This window comes from Mycolicibacterium setense (genome assembly GCF_000805385.1).
Classification (GTDB): Bacteria; Actinomycetota; Actinomycetes; order Mycobacteriales; family Mycobacteriaceae; genus Mycobacterium; species Mycobacterium setense.
Genome location: NZ_JTJW01000003.1, coordinates 843,500 through 859,169, shown reverse-complemented (window position 1 = coordinate 859,169; position 15,670 = coordinate 843,500). Strand labels below are relative to the sequence as shown.

The 15,670-nt window shown below is 66.7% G+C and carries 16 protein-coding genes; 9 read left to right on the top strand and 7 right to left on the bottom strand.

The window, feature by feature from the left end:
- Window positions 1-2: 2 nt before the first annotated feature.
- Both QQ25_RS05585 and treS read right to left on the bottom strand, forming a co-directional pair.
- Window positions 3-1,325 carry a maltokinase N-terminal cap-like domain-containing protein gene (locus QQ25_RS05585; RefSeq protein ID WP_039377610.1) on the bottom strand — a complete coding sequence of 441 codons (1,323 nt, stop codon included), beginning with the start codon at window positions 1,323-1,325 and terminating at the stop codon, window positions 3-5.
- The gene (treS, locus tag QQ25_RS05580; RefSeq protein ID WP_039326377.1) at window positions 1,322-3,082 is read right to left on the bottom strand and encodes a maltose alpha-D-glucosyltransferase; all 1,761 of its coding nucleotides are present in this window, start codon (window positions 3,080-3,082) and stop codon (window positions 1,322-1,324) included. Before treS ends, QQ25_RS05585 begins: the two co-directional genes overlap by 4 nt.
- Window positions 3,083-3,378: 296 nt before the next feature.
- Here treS and QQ25_RS05575 point away from each other — a divergent pair, with 296 nt between their 5' ends.
- The 3 genes from QQ25_RS05575 to QQ25_RS05565 are packed head-to-tail and all read left to right on the top strand — an operon-like array spanning window position 3,379 to window position 5,158.
- Window positions 3,379-3,768 (top strand): hypothetical protein, encoded by a 390-nt coding sequence (locus tag QQ25_RS05575; protein WP_039327207.1) that lies wholly within the window; start codon window positions 3,379-3,381, stop codon window positions 3,766-3,768.
- Window positions 3,761-4,555 carry a HugZ family pyridoxamine 5'-phosphate oxidase gene (locus tag QQ25_RS05570; protein ID WP_039377608.1) on the top strand — a complete coding sequence of 265 codons (795 nt, stop codon included), beginning with the start codon at window positions 3,761-3,763 and terminating at the stop codon, window positions 4,553-4,555. Before QQ25_RS05575 ends, QQ25_RS05570 begins: the two co-directional genes overlap by 8 nt.
- A 33-nt stretch (window positions 4,556-4,588) precedes the next feature.
- The gene (locus tag QQ25_RS05565; protein WP_039326381.1) at window positions 4,589-5,158 is read left to right on the top strand and encodes an orotate phosphoribosyltransferase; all 570 of its coding nucleotides are present in this window, start codon (window positions 4,589-4,591) and stop codon (window positions 5,156-5,158) included.
- 101 nt (window positions 5,159-5,259) lie between these two features.
- Here QQ25_RS05565 and QQ25_RS05560 read toward each other — a convergent pair whose 3' ends face one another.
- From QQ25_RS05560 to QQ25_RS05545, 4 genes are all read right to left on the bottom strand, one after another.
- The gene (locus QQ25_RS05560; RefSeq protein WP_039327210.1) at window positions 5,260-6,294 is read right to left on the bottom strand and encodes an ABC transporter ATP-binding protein; all 1,035 of its coding nucleotides are present in this window, start codon (window positions 6,292-6,294) and stop codon (window positions 5,260-5,262) included.
- 2 nt (window positions 6,295-6,296) lie between these two features.
- A complete protein-coding gene (locus QQ25_RS05555) occupies window positions 6,297-7,001 on the bottom strand; it encodes an ABC transporter permease (RefSeq protein WP_234706252.1) in 705 nt (234 codons plus the stop codon).
- Window positions 7,002-7,081: 80 nt separating this feature from the next.
- Window positions 7,082-7,933, bottom strand: a complete 852-nt coding sequence (locus tag QQ25_RS05550) for an ABC transporter permease (RefSeq protein ID WP_039327216.1) — start codon at window positions 7,931-7,933, stop codon at window positions 7,082-7,084.
- Window positions 7,934-7,941: 8 nt separating this feature from the next.
- The gene (locus tag QQ25_RS05545) at window positions 7,942-9,078 is read right to left on the bottom strand and encodes an ABC transporter substrate-binding protein (RefSeq protein WP_039326383.1); all 1,137 of its coding nucleotides are present in this window, start codon (window positions 9,076-9,078) and stop codon (window positions 7,942-7,944) included.
- 100 nt (window positions 9,079-9,178) lie between these two features.
- Between QQ25_RS05545 and QQ25_RS30800 the strand changes: the two genes are divergently transcribed.
- From QQ25_RS30800 to QQ25_RS05530, 3 genes are all read left to right on the top strand, one after another.
- Window positions 9,179-9,613, top strand: a complete 435-nt coding sequence (locus QQ25_RS30800; protein WP_052235626.1) for a hypothetical protein — start codon at window positions 9,179-9,181, stop codon at window positions 9,611-9,613.
- Between the two features lie 35 nt (window positions 9,614-9,648).
- Window positions 9,649-10,077, top strand: coding sequence for a TIGR03668 family PPOX class F420-dependent oxidoreductase (locus tag QQ25_RS05535; protein WP_039326385.1), 429 nt, complete (start codon window positions 9,649-9,651; stop codon window positions 10,075-10,077).
- Between the two features lie 69 nt (window positions 10,078-10,146).
- Window positions 10,147-12,315 carry an elongation factor G-like protein EF-G2 gene (locus QQ25_RS05530; protein ID WP_039377607.1) on the top strand — a complete coding sequence of 723 codons (2,169 nt, stop codon included), beginning with the start codon at window positions 10,147-10,149 and terminating at the stop codon, window positions 12,313-12,315.
- Here QQ25_RS05530 and QQ25_RS05525 read toward each other — a convergent pair.
- Window positions 12,312-12,872: a carboxymuconolactone decarboxylase family protein gene (locus tag QQ25_RS05525; protein WP_039377606.1), complete on the bottom strand. Its 561-nt coding sequence runs from the start codon at window positions 12,870-12,872 to the stop codon at window positions 12,312-12,314. The genes QQ25_RS05530 and QQ25_RS05525 overlap by 4 nt on opposite strands.
- 76 nt (window positions 12,873-12,948) lie before the next feature.
- Between QQ25_RS05525 and QQ25_RS05520 the strand changes: the two genes are divergently transcribed.
- The 3 genes from QQ25_RS05520 to QQ25_RS05510 all read left to right on the top strand — a co-directional run bounded on the left by QQ25_RS05520 (window position 12,949) and on the right by QQ25_RS05510 (window position 15,669).
- On the top strand, window positions 12,949-13,527 hold the full coding sequence (locus QQ25_RS05520) for a TetR/AcrR family transcriptional regulator (protein WP_039326392.1): 579 nt from the start codon (window positions 12,949-12,951) through the stop codon (window positions 13,525-13,527).
- Between the two features lie 30 nt (window positions 13,528-13,557).
- Complete coding sequence (locus QQ25_RS05515) at window positions 13,558-14,274, top strand: SDR family NAD(P)-dependent oxidoreductase (protein WP_039326394.1); 717 nt, start codon at window positions 13,558-13,560, stop codon at window positions 14,272-14,274.
- A gap of 243 nt (window positions 14,275-14,517) precedes the next feature.
- Complete coding sequence (locus QQ25_RS05510; protein ID WP_082017434.1) at window positions 14,518-15,669, top strand: MCE family protein; 1,152 nt, start codon at window positions 14,518-14,520, stop codon at window positions 15,667-15,669.
- Window position 15,670 lies beyond the last annotated feature (1 nt).

The window sequence follows — 15,670 nt, the reverse complement described above, 5'->3', positions numbered from 1 at the left end:
CCTCAGCCGACCAGACGCGCCACCGATCCCAGTGGTATCGGCAGCCAGGAAGGCCGATACCGCGCCTCGTAGGCCACCTCGTACACCGCCTTGTCCAGCTCATAGGCCGCCAGCAGAGCGCCATGTTCGCGCGGATCCGCTTCGGCCACCGCGGCATAACCCTCACAGAACGCCGTGCTGTTGCGGTCGGCCCATTCGCGGGCCCGGGCGGCCAACTGGCGGGCCCGGTCGTCCTCGGTCGCCAACTCGACCAGACGGGCGTACGCCGCGTATTCGAACGACCGCACCATGCCCGCCACGTCCCGCATCGGGGAATCCGGGCTGCGGCGCAGTTGCAGCGGCTGGCCGGGCTCCCCTTCGAAGTCGATCAGCAACCAGTGCTCGGGGGTCCGCAGCACCTGGCCCAGGTGCAGATCGCCGTGGATCCGCTGCACGCTCACCTGCTCGTCGGCCAGCTTGCGGTAGCGGTCCTCGATCAGTGAGACATGTTGGCGCAGTTCGGGTACCACCTCCGCGGCGGTCGCCAGCCGAGTGGACATGAGCTCGGCCGGGAACGGCACGCGCTCGGTACCGAGCTCCTCGGCCAGGCAGGCGTGCACCGAGGCGACCGCTTCACCGAGACGGTAGGACTCGGCGGCGAAGTCTCCGCCCACCTCGTCGGCATACAGGTCACCTTCGGCGAACAGATCGCGGGTGCTCGCGGTGGCCATGTCCCAACCCTCGGCAGAGTTGGCGGCGAACTCGGTCACCATACCGAGCGCGAAAGTCTCACCGTCCCAATCGATCTCCATCGACCCGAGCAAGGCGGCCACATGCGGGTTGGCGGCCCTGGCCAGTACGCGGTTGAGTTCGATGTCGGGGTTGACGCCCGGGGTGATCCTGCGGAACACCTTGAGCACGGCGTCCTGCCCGAACACCACACTGGTGTTGCTCTGTTCGGCCGACGACACCCGTGGCGGGGCGTCCAGCGGCAGGGTGGCGCCGGGCTCCTTGCTGCACCGCAGTTCGCCCACAGTGGCCGAACGGTCGATCGTCTCCAACAGGTATCGCGCCGCACCCTGGTCATAGAGCGCGTCGTAGGCGGTCCGGCCGTCGCCACTGCCGATCGTGGCCACGGAGCTGAACTCGTCGAGGGGGTCGGCATCCCACTTCACCGGCACCTGATAGCGCTCGGTGGCACCGTCTGCGTAAGACACCTTCAGCAAGATGAGATCGAGGTCGTCGCCAAGCGAGACCACCAAACCTGGTGTGGCGGCGGTCAACTCGCGACCGCGGCCGGCATACCACCGCTGCTGACTGAGCCAGTCACCGAATTCGACGCTCATTGCTGTACTCCAGGATCTTGTTCGGGCTCGCGGAGCTGAAACCAGTAGAACCCGTGTCCCGGCAGCGTCAACAGGTACGGCAGCTGGCCGATACTGGGGAACTCCACGTAGCCGGACATCTCGATGGGCGTATACCCGTTCCACTCCTGCAAATTCAGTTCGATGGGCTGCGGGAACCGCGACAGATTGTTGACGCAGAGGATGGCATCGCCCTCGACACCGGGTTCCTCCTGGAGCTCACGCACATAGGCCAGCACCGACGGATTGGAGCCGCCCAGCTCGCGGAACGTCCCGACGGCGAACGCATCGTGGCGGCCCCGCACGGCAAGCATGTTGCGAGTCCAGTTCAGCAGCGATGTCGAACTGTCGCGCTGGGCTTCGACATTGACCGACTGGTAGCCGTACACCGCGTCCTGGTTCGGCGGCAGGTACAGCCGGCCGGGGTTGGCCGTTGAGAACCCGGTGTTGCGGTCCGGCGTCCATTGCATCGGGGTGCGCACGCTGTCGCGGTCGCCGAGCCAGATGATGTCGCCCATACCGATCTCGTCGCCGTAGTAGAGCACCGGCGAGCCGGGCAGGGACAGCAGCAGTGCGGTGAACAGCTCGATCTGGTTGCGGTCGTTCTCCAGCAACGGGGCCAGCCGCCGGCGGATACCGACATTGGCCTTCATCCGCGGATCCTTCGCGTATTCGGCGTACATGTAGTCACGCTCGTCGTCGGTGACCATCTCCAGCGTCAGCTCGTCGTGGTTGCGCAGGAAGATGCCCCACTGCGCCATGTCCGGTATCGCGGGCGTCTGGGCCAGGATCTCCGAGATCGGGAACCTCGACTCGCGGCGCACCGCCATGAAGATCCGCGGCATCAACGGGAAGTGGAACGCCATGTGGCATTCGTCGCCCCCGGTGTTCGGATCACCGAAATACTCCACGACATCAGCCGGCCATTGGTTGGCCTCCGCCAGCAGCACCCGGCCGGGGAATTCGTCGTCGACGACCTTGCGGCAGCGTTTGAGGAAGGCGTGCGTCTCGGGAAGGTTCTCGCAATTGGTGCCGTCGCGCTCGAACAGGTACGGCACCGCGTCGAGCCGGAAACCGTCGATACCGAGATCGAGCCAGAACCGCAGCACATCGATCATGGCTTCCTGCACGGCGGGGTTGTCGTAGTTCAGGTCGGGCTGGTGCGAGAAGAAGCGGTGCCAATAAAATTGCCGGCGCACCGGGTCGAAGGTCCAGTTGGACTCCTCGGTGTCGACGAAGATGATGCGGGCATCCGGGTAGCGGTCGCTGCTGTCGCTCCAGACGTAGAAGTCGCCGTACGGACCGTCGGGGTTGTGTCGCGACTCCTGGAACCAGGCGTGGGAGTCGGAGGTGTGGTTCATCACCAGGTCCGTGATGACGCGAATGCCCCTGCGGTGCGCGCCGTCGAGCAGCGTGACGAAGTCCTCCACCGTGCCGAACTCGGGCAGCACCTTGTAGAAGTCCCGGATGTCATAGCCACCGTCACGCAGGGGCGAATCGTAGAAAGGCGGCAGCCAGAGGCAGTCCACGCCCAGCCACTTGAGGTAGTCGAGTTGTTGCGTCAGGCCCCGCAGATCGCCCACACCGTCTGCGTTGGAGTCGTAGAACGCGCGGACCAGGACCTCGTAGAAAACCGCCCGCTTGAACCAGTCGCGGTCTGTCGGCAGCGTTCTGGCGTGGACGAATTCCTCGGCGGTCGGATGCTCGACCATCGAGTGGCCGTTCTGAACGTTGTCCATCAGCCTTCCAACGTACCCACTCGAACGGCTCCCGACACCTGCACGCGTCCGCCGACGGCCATAGCGACTCCGAAATGATCCTGCAGCAACGTGATTCGCCCACGCGCAGGTGTTTGCGGAAAAACTAACGGTTGAATAAGAGACGGCGACGGGTTACGTTTTTCCCGCATTTGATCTCCTCGTCGGCTATGGGCCGGCGATCACGAACATTCGACGAGGGATGGCCTGTGGGTGAGTCCGCACCAAATGACGGTGAAGCACCAGTAATCGTTGGTCTGTCCGATGCGGCGATGCACATGTACGTCGCAGCGATCGACGCGCTACCGCCGGTCGGTGACCCTGAGTACGCCGACCGCGCCGCGGTCGTCCTCAGCGGTCTGCGCAAGCTGCAGACGTCGCTGTCGGAGGCGGCGGGCCGCAGCCGCGTCACCCCGTCCGTCATCGTCGCGCTCAGCGGCGTACGGCACCGCTACGACGAGCTGATGACGGCCGCGTCCGAGGGCCCCGGCGCCACGCTCGGTCAGCGTCTCTACGTGGCACGCGGCCGCGCGAAGCTGTCCACGGAGGAAGCCGCCAACGGCGTCGGCCTGCGCAAGGACCTCATCGAGGCCGTAGAGGCCGAGGAGCCCGCGACCGAGGCCGAGACCGCTCAGATCAAGGACCTGATCGCCGCGCTCGGTGGCTGATCACGGCAACCCCGGTGATGCCCCTTCGGTTCCTCCCCCACTGACGGAGGTCACCGAGGGGGCACGTCCGTCTGCGGCCGAGGAAGCCCGCACGATCGCCGCGTCGACGAACGCAGGCACGCTGGCCTCGCTCACCGCCGACGGCGACCCGTGGGCGTCGTTCGTCACCTACGGACTCCTGGGCGGCGCGCCGGTGCTGTGCGTGTCGAACATGGCCGAGCACGGGCGCAACCTCGCGCGTGACCCGCGGGCCAGCATCTCCATCGTCGCCCCCGACGCGGGCTCGGATCCGTTGGCCAGCAGTCGCATCACGCTGGCCGGCATCGCCGAGCGGCCGTCCGGTGACGAGGTTGCCGCTGCCCGGCAGGCCCACCTGGACGCGGTGGCCGCCGCCCGCTATTACATCGACTTCAGCGACTTCTCGCTGTGGGTGCTACGGGTTCAGCGGGTGCGCTGGGTCGGCGGATACGGCCGGATGGACTCGGCCACCGGTGAGTCCTATGCCGCCGCCGAACCCGACCCGGTCGCGCCCCAGGCTGCAGGCGCGATCGCCCATCTCAACGCCGACCACGCCGATTCGCTGGCCGACATGGCCCGCACCCTCGGCGGCTACCCCGACACCACCTCGGCGGTGTGCACCGGCGCGGACCGGTACGGCCTGGATCTGCGGGTCACCACCGAACGCGGGATGGCCTACATTCGCGTTGGCTACGCCGCGCCGACCAGCTCCTATGGTGAGTTACGGGCGGCCACAGTCGAGTTGGCCCGGCGCGCCAGGCAGGCCTGAGGCCGCACCGGGCGGTGCAATACGATCGCTGGTATGCCTGAGCGCCCGCAGACCTGGCAAGCCGCCTTCGATTTGATCCGCACCCGCGGTTACGAACACCGTGAGGAACCGTTCCGGCTGGCCAGCGGGCAGCTGAGCCACGACTACATCGATGGCAAGTACGCCATCGACACCGGTGAGCGCATGGCCATCGTGAGCCGGGCGGTCGCCGATCTGGCGGCCGCGAGCGGCATCGAATTCGACGCCGTCGGTGGGCTCACCATGGGTGCCGATCCGCTGGCCCACGGGGTCGCCATGGTGACCGGCAAGGCGTGGTTCTCGGTACGCAAGGAACAGAAGTCACGCGGGCGGGAGCAGTGGATCGAGGGCACCCGGCTCGAGCCCGGCACCCGCGTGCTGCTGGTCGACGACGTCATCAGCACCGGTGGTTCGACCGAGATCGCCTATGAGCGGGTGACGTCCGTCGGTGCCGTCGTCACCGGGGTGATCCCGATGGTCGACCGCGGCGACGTCGCAACCGGGCGGTTCGCCGAGCGCGGGGTTCCGTTCGCGGCGCTGGTCACCTACCGCGATCTGGGCATCGAACCGGTCAAGGACGTTTAGGGCCGGCTGAGCCGTTTTCCGCCGCCGTTTTCCACGCCACGGCTGCGCGGGCACGAAAGTTACCGCCCTCCGGTGGAAAGCGGTGAGCGTCTGCGAGGGGCCTAGATCACCAGCACGGGGGCCCGCTCCAACGCGAGGCTCACCACCACACCCGGGCTGAACGCGCGCGCCCTGGAGCTGGGCAGCTGCGCGTGGATGAGCGAACCGTCCGGCAGGCTCAGATACACGTGAGACGTCGGCCCCAGGAAGGCCACGGACTCGACCACCGCGGGCCCGTCCGGGTCTTCGCGGACCCGGATCGCCTCCGGACGCAGCATCGCGGTACCCGCACCTGAGGTAATCGACCCGGGCAGGGTCGGCAACTCGGCGCCCAGCAGTCTGGCGCGGCCACCGGACACTCTTGCGCGCACCTTGTTGTGCAAGCCGACGAACTCGGCGACGAACGGAGTGGCCGGCTGCGCATAGAGCACGGCCGGAGTGGCGAGCTGCTCGAGTTTGCCGTGACTCATCACCCCGACCCGGTCCGCAACGGCCAGAGCCTCCTCCTGATCGTGGGTGACGAACAATGTGGTGGTCCCGACTTCCAGCTGTACCCGGCGGATCTCGTCGCGCAGTTGGGAGCGCACCTTGGCGTCCAACGCCGACAGCGGCTCGTCGAGCAGCAGCACCCTCGGCTCGATCGCCAGGGCCCGGGCCAGAGCCACCCGCTGCTGCTCGCCGCCGGACAACTCGTTGGCGTACTTGTTCTTGTGCGCGGCCAGGCCCACCAGGTCGAGCATGTCCGCGGCTTGTAACAGCCTGTCCCGCTTGGGCTTTCCCCGCATCTTCAAACCGAATGCGACGTTGTCCAGCACGGTCAGGTGCGGGAACAGGCTGTAAGCCTGGAACACCATGCCCATGTCCCGCTTGCTGGCCGGCACCGAGCTGATGTCACGCCCGCCGACCAGCACGGCACCGGAGGTCGCCTCTTCCAGTCCGGCCAGGATTCGCAGAGCGGTGGTCTTGCCGCAGCCCGATGGCCCGAGCAGTGCCACCAACTCCCCCGGCTCGATGGACAGGCTCAGCCCATCGAGCGCGTTGACGTTGCCGTACGTGCGGGTGAGGTGCCGAAGTTCAACCCGCACACCGGCACCGATGCTCACTGCTGAACTCCTGACATCCTGCGGCGGCCTCGGGTGAGGGCCGCCAGTACCAACAACAACGCGAAGCCGAGCAGCAGGGTGGCCAGCGAGGCGGCCACCGATGTCGGGCCGTCGACCTTGCCGATCGCCACGATCTGAACCGGCAGCGTCTCGAAGCCGCTCAACGAGGCGATGGTGTATTCCCCTAGCACCACCGCAATGGAGATGAATGCCGCCGACAGGATTCCGGACCAGATGTTGGGCACGATCACCCGCCCGATCGTCGACACCCAGCCGGCCCCCAGCGACCGGGCGGCTTCCGCCAGGGTCTGCAGGTCGATGGCGGCCAGCGCGGAATCGATTGCCCGGTAGGCGAACGGCAGCACCAGCACCACGTACACGAACGTCAGCGTGAGTGCCGATTCACCGAGAAGGTAAGTGACCCACAGGTACACGTTGCGCAGGCCCACCACGACCACCAGGGCCGGGATGGTCAACGGCAGCAGACACAGAAACTCCACGAACCGCCCGGCCCACTGCGCCCGCAGGCGCACCCAGATCATCGTCGGCACCAACAGAACCAGCATCGCGATGACGGTGAACACCGCGAGCAACAAGGACATGACGACGGCGTGATAGAGCGCCTCGTCGGCCACCAGGTTGCGCCAGGATGCGGCGGTGCGCCCGCCCTCGATCAGATTGCGGGTGGAGAAATCCGCCATGGCGTACAGCGGGAACAGGAAGAACAAGCCGAACAGTACCCACAGTGCCCATCGCCCAGCGGTGCGCAGAAACGCAGGATTCACTTGAGCCACCTCGCCGTCCGGCGCACCAGCGCGTTGTAGGCGATCATCACCGCGGCGACCACCACGATCATCTCCAATGCCAGCGCATAGGCAAAGCCGGACTGCCCCAGCACGACCTCGCTGGTGAGCGCGGCCCGGATCAACAGCGGCACGATCGGGCTGCCCTGGCTGACCAGCGCCGCCGCGGTGGCATATGCGGCGAAAGCATTGGCGAACAACAGCAGTGTCGAGCCGAGGAAGGCCGGGCTCAACAACGGCACCGCGACCTCCCGCAGGTACTGCCATTGCGACGCGCCGAGGCTCACCGCGGCCTCACGCCACTGCCGGCGCAGTCCCTCGAGCGCGGGCAGGAACACGATCACCATCAATGGAATCTGAAAGTAGCTGTAGACCAGGATGAGTCCGGCCAGGCCGTACAACCAGCCGGAGCCGGCCAGGTCCCAACCGAGGTGTTCCGAGACCCACAGCGTCAGCACACCGTTCAGCCCGATCGTCGCCAGGAACGCGAAAGCCAGTGCCACGCCGCCGAACTGGGCCAGCACACTGCACAGTGCCAGCACCGCGCGACGAAGCATCGACGTCGGCGGGCTGCTGACGATCAGCCAGGCCAGCACCGTCCCCAGCACTGCCCCGATCAATGCCGTACTGGCCGACAGCGCAATGCTTTTGGCCAGCGCCGCCAGCGCGGTACCCGAGAACAGCGCGGCGATGCGGGCGAAAGAGAACGATCCATCGGCGAAGAACGCCATGACGATCACCGTCACCGTCGGCACGATCAGGAATACCGTCACCACCACCACGAACGGCAGCAGCGGCAGGGCATCCCGAGTACGCCTGCGGATGTCCATGACGGAAATCAGCCGATCGCCTTGGCCCAGTTGTCGGCCAGATACTTGTTGGCCGTGTCGGTTTGGGCCTGGGTCGCGATGGTCACCGGACCGTCGATGGGCGGCAACTGGCCGAATGCGGCGCGGTCGGCGGTACCCGCCAGGATCATCTTGTCGGCGCGTACCGGGCGGACCCCGCCCTTGGCGTAGAGGTTCTGCCCCTCGTCGCTGTACAGGAATTCCTGCCACAACCGGGCCGCCGCCGGATGCGGTGCGTCCTTGTTGATCGCCTGGTAGTAGTACCCGGCGACGAGAGCTTCATGGGGAACGATCACCTGCCAGCCGGGGACCTTCTGGCTCTCGGTGCCGTTGAGATAATTCCAGTCGATCACCACCGGGGTCTGACCCGATTCGATGGTGGCGGGCGTCGGGTCCAGCGGCAGGAAGTTGCCCGCTTCCTTCAGTTTCGCGAAGAACTCCACGCCGGGGGCGATGTCATCGGCCGAGCCGCCCTGCGACACCGCCGCCATCAGCACACCGGCGAAGGCGGCGCCGGCCTGGGTCGGATCGCCGTTGAGCGCGACCTTGCCGTGGTATTCGGGCTTGAGCAGGTCGTCGACCGAGGTGATCGGCGGGACCTTGGTCGAGTCGAAGCCGATCGACATGAACCCGCCGTAGTCGTTGACCCAGGCCCCGTCGGGGTCCTTGAGCTTGTCCTGGATGTCGTCGAACGTCGCGACCTTGTAGGGCGCGAACATCGACGTATTGGCCAGCGCGACCGACTGTCCCAGGTCGAACACGTCGGGCGCGGTGCTCTTGCCCTTCTGCTGGTTGGCGGCGTTGATCTCCTCCTGACTGGAGGCGTCCGGCTGCGCCGAGTTCACCTTGATGCCGTACTTGTCCGAGAAGGCCTTGATGATGGCGCCGTAGTTTGCCCAATCCGGTGGCAGGGCAATGACATTGAGTTCGCCTTCGGCCTTGGCCGCTTCGACCAGCTTGTCCATCCCGCCGAAATCCGCGGCCGACTTCGCCTCGGCAACCTTGACCCCGGTGTCGGTCTTGCCGCCCGCGGCCTCCTTCTGCGGCGGTGCGCACGCGGCCAGGCCCACCGCGACGAGGGCCGACGCGGCCAGGGCGGACACCGTCGCGATCCGGGATGCGATCATTGCCAATTCCTCCGATGGTCTCCGAGTGCGCACCGGCACCCTATCGCGACCTCGCCGAACGTGAGAGGCATCGCCCGAGCCCGAGCGTTAGCATCACGTGATGTCTGTTCCCGGACCAGGCGGCGGCTTCGAACTCGACGGCTGGAGCTTCAAGCCGGCGCCGGTGCCGTGGTACCGCACGCGTCCGGCTGTCATCGCGATGGTCGCCGCCGCGGTTGCCGCGGGAGCCATCGTGGTCTCGGGTGTGCTTTTGCTGCTTGGGGATTCGCCTGCGACCCGGCTGCCGGCGACGACGCCACCGTCCACCCAGCCGTCGGCCACGGTCCCGTCGCCGTCGCCGTCGTTGCGGGTGGGTGTGCCGCCCGCTCCCCCGGAACCGCCACCCGCACCACCGCCGGAGACACCGCAGACCCCGGTCTACCGGCCCACGCAACGACCCACCGAGACCAAGAAGCCCGAGATCGGTGTCACCCGCACGCCGGTCACGCGCTCGCCGATCAGCGTGGCCCCGCAACCGCGGCATCCACGCAACTGACGTTTCCCGCAACCACCTGCGCCTACTCTGGGTCCATGCCCGGGTCCGAGGCCATCGCCCAGTTCGCCGGCGCCCCCTGCGCCGTGCTCGCGACGCTGGGCGCCGACGGCGCACCGCATCTGGTCCCGGTGGTGTTCGCGGTCCACGTGCCTACCGATCCCCACAGCGCATCCACCATCTACAGCGCAGTGGACGCCAAGCCGAAGTCCACCCAGCGTCTGCGGCGCCTGGCCAACATCGAAGCCGATTCCCGGGTCAGCCTGCTGGTGGACCACTACTCCGACGAGTGGGACCACCTGTGGTGGGTCCGGGCCGATGGTCGGGCCGCGGTCCACCACAGCGGCGATGCGATGGCCACCGGATACGGGCTGTTGCGCGCGAAATACCCCCAGTACGAGCGCATTGCACTGAACGGGCCGGTGATCACCGTCGAGGTCACGCACTGGGCTTCCTGGCAGGTGTGATGGCATGCAGGACTTGTGTCGTAGGTCACATCGGGGAATGGTGGATCACAGGACACCAGGAGGAATGCCATGGCGGACAAGACTCACTCGGCAGGCAACGGGACCGTGCCCACCGCGGACAGTCCCGCCGCCATCCGGAACGTGGCGCTCGTAGGTCCGTCGGGTGCGGGCAAGACCACGCTCGTCGAGGCGCTCCTGGTCGCCGCCGGGGTGCTGACGCGTGCGGGTTCGGTGGTCGACGGGTCGACCGTGTGCGATTTCGACGACGCCGAGATCGGTCAGCAACGCTCGGTCGGCCTGGCGCTGGCGTCGTTGCAGCACAACGGGATCAAGGTCAACCTGATCGACACCCCCGGATACGCCGATTTCGTCGGGGAGCTCCGCGCCGGGTTGCGCGCCGCCGATTGCGCACTGTTCGTCATCGCGGCCAACGAGAGCATCGACGAGCCGACGAAGTCGCTGTGGCAGGAATGCGCGGCGGTGGGTATGCCGCGTGCCGTCGTCATCACAAAACTCGACCACGCCAGGGCCAACTACACCGATGCACTGGCCGGTGCCCAGCGGGCCTTCGGTGACAAGGTGGCGCCGTTGTACTTCCCGGTGGGCTCCGGCGACGGGGTGATCGGGCTGCTCACCCGCACGCACTACGACTACAGCGGCGGTACCCGCGCCACCCAGCCACCCGACGGCTCGTATGACGACCAGATCGCCGAGCTCCGCGGCTCCTTGATCGAGGGGATCATCGAGGAGTCCGAGGACGAGACGCTCATGGAGCGCTATCTCGGCGGCGAGGAGATCGACGAGTCGGTGTTGATCGCCGACCTGGAGAAGGCCGTGGCCCGTGGCTCCTTCTTCCCGGTGATCCCGGTGTGCAGCGGATCCGGAGTCGGCACGCTGGAACTACTGGAGATCGCCACCCGCGGCTTTCCGTCGCCACCCGAGCACCGTCTGCCCGAGGTGTTCGGCACCAACGGCGGCACCCGCAAGCCGATGGCCTGCGATCCGTCCGGGCCGCTGCTGGCCGAGGTGGTGAAGACGACGTCGGATCCCTATGTCGGCAGGGTCAGCCTGGTCCGGGTGTTCTCCGGCACCATCAGGCCCGACGCCACCGTGCATGTGTCGGGCCATTTTTCTGCGTTCAACGGCTCGGTGACACCGGGGGGTTCGCACGGGCACGCGGATCATGACGAGGACGAGCGCATCGGCACCCTGTCCTTCCCGCTGGGCAAGCAGCAGCGCCCGGCGCCGACCGTGGTGGCCGGGGACATCTGTGCGATCGGCCGGCTCAGCCGGGCCGAGACAGGTGACACCCTCAGCGACAAGGCCGATCCACTGGTGCTGCGACCGTGGACGATGCCGGACCCGCTGCTTCCGATCGCGGTGCAGCCCCGCGCCAAGACCGACGAGGACAAGCTCTCGGTCGGGCTGCAGCGGTTGGCCGCCGAGGATCCCACGCTGCGCATCGAACAGAACCCGGAGACCCATCAGATCGTGTTGTGGTGCATGGGTGAGGCGCATGCCGCGGTGGTGCTCGATGCGCTGTCGCGGCGCTACGGAGTGTCGGTGGACACCGTCGAGTTACGGGTACCGCTGCGAGAAACCCTCGGCGGCAAGGCAAAAGGCCATGGCAGACATGTCAAGCAGTCGGGCGGGCACGGTCAGTACGCGGTCTGCGACATCGAGGTCGAGCCGCTGCCCGAGGGCAGTGGATTCGAGTTCGTCGACAAGGTCGTCGGTGGAGCCGTTCCGCGCCAGTTCATCCCGAGTGTCGAGAAGGGTGTACGGGCCCAGATGGAGAAGGGCATCGGCGGCGATCACGGGGACGGCGGCTATCCCGTCGTCGACATCCGGGTGACGCTGGTCGACGGCAAGGCGCACAGCGTCGACTCGTCGGATTTCGCTTTCCAAGCAGCCGGGGCGCTGGCGTTGCGTGAGGCCGCCGCGGCAGCGGGCGTGAACCTGCTCGAACCCATCGATGACGTGACCGTGGTGGTGCCCGACGATCTGGTGGGTGCGGTGATGAGTGATCTGGCCGGCCGGCGCGGACGAGTGCTCGGCACCGACCAGGCCGAGGATGGCCGGACCGTGGTGAAGGCCGAGATTCCCGAGGTCGAGTTGACCCGCTACGCGATCGACCTGCGGTCGCTGTCGCATGGCGCCGGGGCGTTCACCCGGTCCTTCGCGCGTTACGAGCCCATGCCCGAGTCGGCGGCCGCACGCGTGCGCAAGGCCGTTTAGCTTCCCACCGAGGCATAGAACTCGTCGGTGCCCGCGCCGGCCTCGAGCGGCACGTCGAAGGTGTTCAGCGCGAAGGCCAGCGTGCTGTAGCCGCCGAAGGTGAACATGAGGTCCATCCGCTGCCGGTCGTCGAGGCGTTGCCCCAGGCGTTCCCAGGTCGGCGCGGAGATTCGCGACCCGGTGTGCAGCTCGTCGACGGCATCGAGCACGGCCTGGTCGAATGCGTCTGTGGCTGAACCACTTTGGGCCGCCTCGACATCATCCTCGGTAAGCCCGACGTGCACCGCCATCGCGCTGTGATGACCCCACTCGTATACACACCCGTGGTGGAAGGCGGTTCGCAGGATCACCAGTTCACGAACCCGCTCGGGCAGCGTGGATGCCTTTTGCAGGTAGGTGTTGAAGGGCAGGAAGGCGCCGGCCAGTTGTGGATGGCGCACCAGCGTCGCGAGTGCATTGCCCACCTTGTCGGGGCGGCGGCGCTCCGGCGGCACCGTCGAGGCCAGCGCCTCGCGCGCCTCGTCGTCCCAATCCTCTGCCGGTAACGGCGTCAGCATCCGTGCAGTCCTTCCAGTAGCCTACTTTACGATCGTAAAGTAGATCAGCTAAGAATGCACATGGAGGGAGGACCGAATGGAGCCCACTGACGTGGCCGGCGCCACCCGCGCGCGCCTCCTCGAAGCCGCCGTCCGGCTGATCACCCATCACGGCTTCGCCGGCACGTCGCTGCAGATGATCGCTGACGAGTTGGGCTTCACCAAGGCCGCGATCTACTACCACTTCCGCACCCGTGAGCAGTTGTTGAGCGCCGTCGTGGAACCGTTCCTGACCCGGATGCGAGAAGTGATCGAGGATGCCGAGCTCCAGCGCACCGCGGCTGCCCGCGCCGATCAGATGGTGTGCGGCTACGCCGAACTGGCGGTCCGCAACCGCGCCCTGGTGTCCGCTCTGGCCAACGATCCGAGCGTGAACGAGGCGCTGCGGAACCGACCGGAATGGGATGGCGTGATCAACCGGCAGATGGCGCTGCTGGCCGATGTCGATCCGGGTCCGGCCGGGACCGTCAAAGCGGCGATGGTGTTCGCCGGTATCGCCGGGGCCGCGGGCGTCGCCGCCGAGGGCACCTCCGACGCGGACCTCTCCCGCTACCTGATCGATGCGGCGCGCCGCACACTCGGCCTGCGCACCCCCACAGTTGACGAAAACCGTTGATATTCAACAAATATCGGAAGGAACAAAAACATGACCACCCCGCAGCAGAAAACGGCTTTGGTGACCGGAGGGGCATCCGGTATCGGCAAGGCGATCGCGGACCGGCTGGCGGCCGACGGATACCAGGTGGCCACCCTCGACCTCAACGCGACTGACGACGCTCACTCCTACGCGGCCGATGTCACCGACCGGGCCCAAGTCGACGCGGTCTTCAAAGCGGTTCGCGAGCAGCTCGGCCCCGTCACCATCCTGGTCAACTCAGCCGGTCTCAGCGATTTCACGCCGTTCACCGAGCTGACCTTCGAGCGCTGGAAGAAGGTCGTCGACGTCAATCTCAACGGCGTCTTCCACGTCGTGCAGGCCGCGCTGCCCGACATGATCGCCGCCGGCTGGGGCCGGATCGTCAACATCTCGTCGTCCAGCACGCATTCCGGCGTCCCCTTCATGTCCGACTACGTCGCCGCCAAGTCGGCCGTCAACGGGCTGACCAAATCCCTGGCACTGGAATTCGGCCCGGCCGGGATCACCGTCAACGCCGTTCCCCCGGGTTTCATCGACACCCCGATGCTGCGCGCCGCCGAATCTCGCGGCGAATTGGGCGATATTCGCAACACCATCGAGGCGACCCCGGTGCGCAGAATGGGTAAGCCGGAGGACATCGCGGCCACATGTTCGTTCCTCATTTCCGAAGAGGCCGGCTACATCACCGGCCAGATCGTCGGCGTGAATGGCGGCCGTAACACCTGATCAGCGCATACGCTGTGATGGGGGTCTCCCAGCGCGGCAGAGTTGATATTCGCCGCACCGGGGCTTCGGTAGTTGCAATCATCTCTATTTGTTTGGGACAGTTTGCTGACCTTAGTTTTTTGGCTGCGTCAATAATTCGGAGGTTTGCGCGTGGCCTCACCAACCGCGACACTGCGGGACCGCTTCGAACAGCGGTTCAAGCACTGGCGGTACGACCCGCCGTACAAGACCGCGTGCGCGGGCATGGCCATTCTGCTGGTCGCGGTGCTGGCGTTGACGTGGATGCAGTTCCGCGGGGCGTTCGAGGAGAAGACGCAACTCACCGTCTTGGCCAACCGTTCGGGTCTGTCGATGGATCCGGGCTCGAAGGTCACCTTCAACGGCGTGCCGATCGGCCGGCTGACGGCCGTGAACGTGGCCGACGTCGACGGCGAGCAGCAGGCCGAGCTCACCCTCGACGTCAAGCCCAAATACCTGAAGCTGATCCCGGAAAATGTGACCGCCGAACTGAAGGCCACCACGGTGTTCGGCAACAAGTACATCTCGTTTGTCGCGCCGGAGAATCCGTCGCCGCAGCGGATCTCGCCCTCCACCCCGATCCGCGCCAAAGGCGTGACGACGGAGTTCAACACGCTGTTCGAGACCATCACCGCGATCTCCGAGCAGATCGACCCCATCAAGCTGAACGAAACCCTGACCGCCACGGCCCAGGCTCTCGACGGCCTGGGCAACAAATTCGGTGAGTCCATCGTCAACGGCAACGCCATCCTGGTCGACCTCAACGGCCGCATGCCCCAGATCCGCCGCGACATCGCGGGTCTCGCCGATCTGGGTGAGGTGTACGCGAATGCGGGCCCGGACCTGTTCGACGGCCTGAACAACGCCGTCACCACCGCGCGCACTCTCAACGAGCAGCGCGGCAACTTGGATCAGGCGCTGGTCGCCGCGGTCGGTTTCGGCAACACCGGCGGCGACATCTTCGAGCGCGGCGGGCCCTATCTGGTCCGCGGCGCCCAGGACCTGCTGCCGGTCAGCGCGATGCTGGACCGCAACAGCCCGGCGATGTACTGCATGTTCCACAACTACGCCGAGGCCGCACCGAAGTTCGCGCAGCAGACGCGTAACGGCTACGGATTCGAGCTGCTGGACTTCCTGGTCGGCGCGCCCAATCCGTGGGTGTACCCGGACAACTTGCCCCGGGTGAACGCCACCGGCGGGCCCGAGGGCCGGCCCGGCTGCTGGCAGCCGATCACCAAGGACCTGTGGCCGGCGCCGTACCTGGTGATGGACATCGGGGCGTCGATCGCGCCCTACAACCACTTCGAACTCGGTCAGCCACTGATGGCCGAGTACGTGTGGGGCCGCCAGATCGGCGAGAACACGATCAACCCGTAGG

Excerpts from the sequence above, each read along its gene's own strand:
- QQ25_RS05585 (WP_039377610.1), bottom strand. The coding sequence starts at position 1,325 with ATGAGCGTCGAATTCGGTGACTGGCTCAGTCAGCAGCGGTGGTATGCC.
- treS (WP_039326377.1), bottom strand. The coding sequence starts at position 3,082 with ATGGACAACGTTCAGAACGGCCACTCGATGGTCGAGCATCCGACCGCC.
- QQ25_RS05575 (WP_039327207.1), top strand. The coding sequence starts at position 3,379 with ATGTACGTCGCAGCGATCGACGCGCTACCGCCGGTCGGTGACCCTGAG.
- QQ25_RS05565 (WP_039326381.1), top strand. The coding sequence starts at position 4,589 with ATGCCTGAGCGCCCGCAGACCTGGCAAGCCGCCTTCGATTTGATCCGC.
- QQ25_RS05555 (WP_234706252.1), bottom strand. The coding sequence starts at position 7,001 with ATGGCGGATTTCTCCACCCGCAATCTGATCGAGGGCGGGCGCACCGCC.
- QQ25_RS05550 (WP_039327216.1), bottom strand. The coding sequence starts at position 7,933 with ATGGACATCCGCAGGCGTACTCGGGATGCCCTGCCGCTGCTGCCGTTC.
- QQ25_RS05545 (WP_039326383.1), bottom strand. The coding sequence starts at position 9,078 with ATGATCGCATCCCGGATCGCGACGGTGTCCGCCCTGGCCGCGTCGGCC.
- QQ25_RS30800 (WP_052235626.1), top strand. The coding sequence starts at position 9,179 with ATGTCTGTTCCCGGACCAGGCGGCGGCTTCGAACTCGACGGCTGGAGC.
- QQ25_RS05535 (WP_039326385.1), top strand. The coding sequence starts at position 9,649 with ATGCCCGGGTCCGAGGCCATCGCCCAGTTCGCCGGCGCCCCCTGCGCC.
- QQ25_RS05530 (WP_039377607.1), top strand. The coding sequence starts at position 10,147 with ATGGCGGACAAGACTCACTCGGCAGGCAACGGGACCGTGCCCACCGCG.
- QQ25_RS05525 (WP_039377606.1), bottom strand. The coding sequence starts at position 12,872 with ATGCTGACGCCGTTACCGGCAGAGGATTGGGACGACGAGGCGCGCGAG.
- QQ25_RS05520 (WP_039326392.1), top strand. The coding sequence starts at position 12,949 with ATGGAGCCCACTGACGTGGCCGGCGCCACCCGCGCGCGCCTCCTCGAA.
- QQ25_RS05515 (WP_039326394.1), top strand. The coding sequence starts at position 13,558 with ATGACCACCCCGCAGCAGAAAACGGCTTTGGTGACCGGAGGGGCATCC.
- QQ25_RS05510 (WP_082017434.1), top strand. The coding sequence starts at position 14,518 with ATGGCCATTCTGCTGGTCGCGGTGCTGGCGTTGACGTGGATGCAGTTC.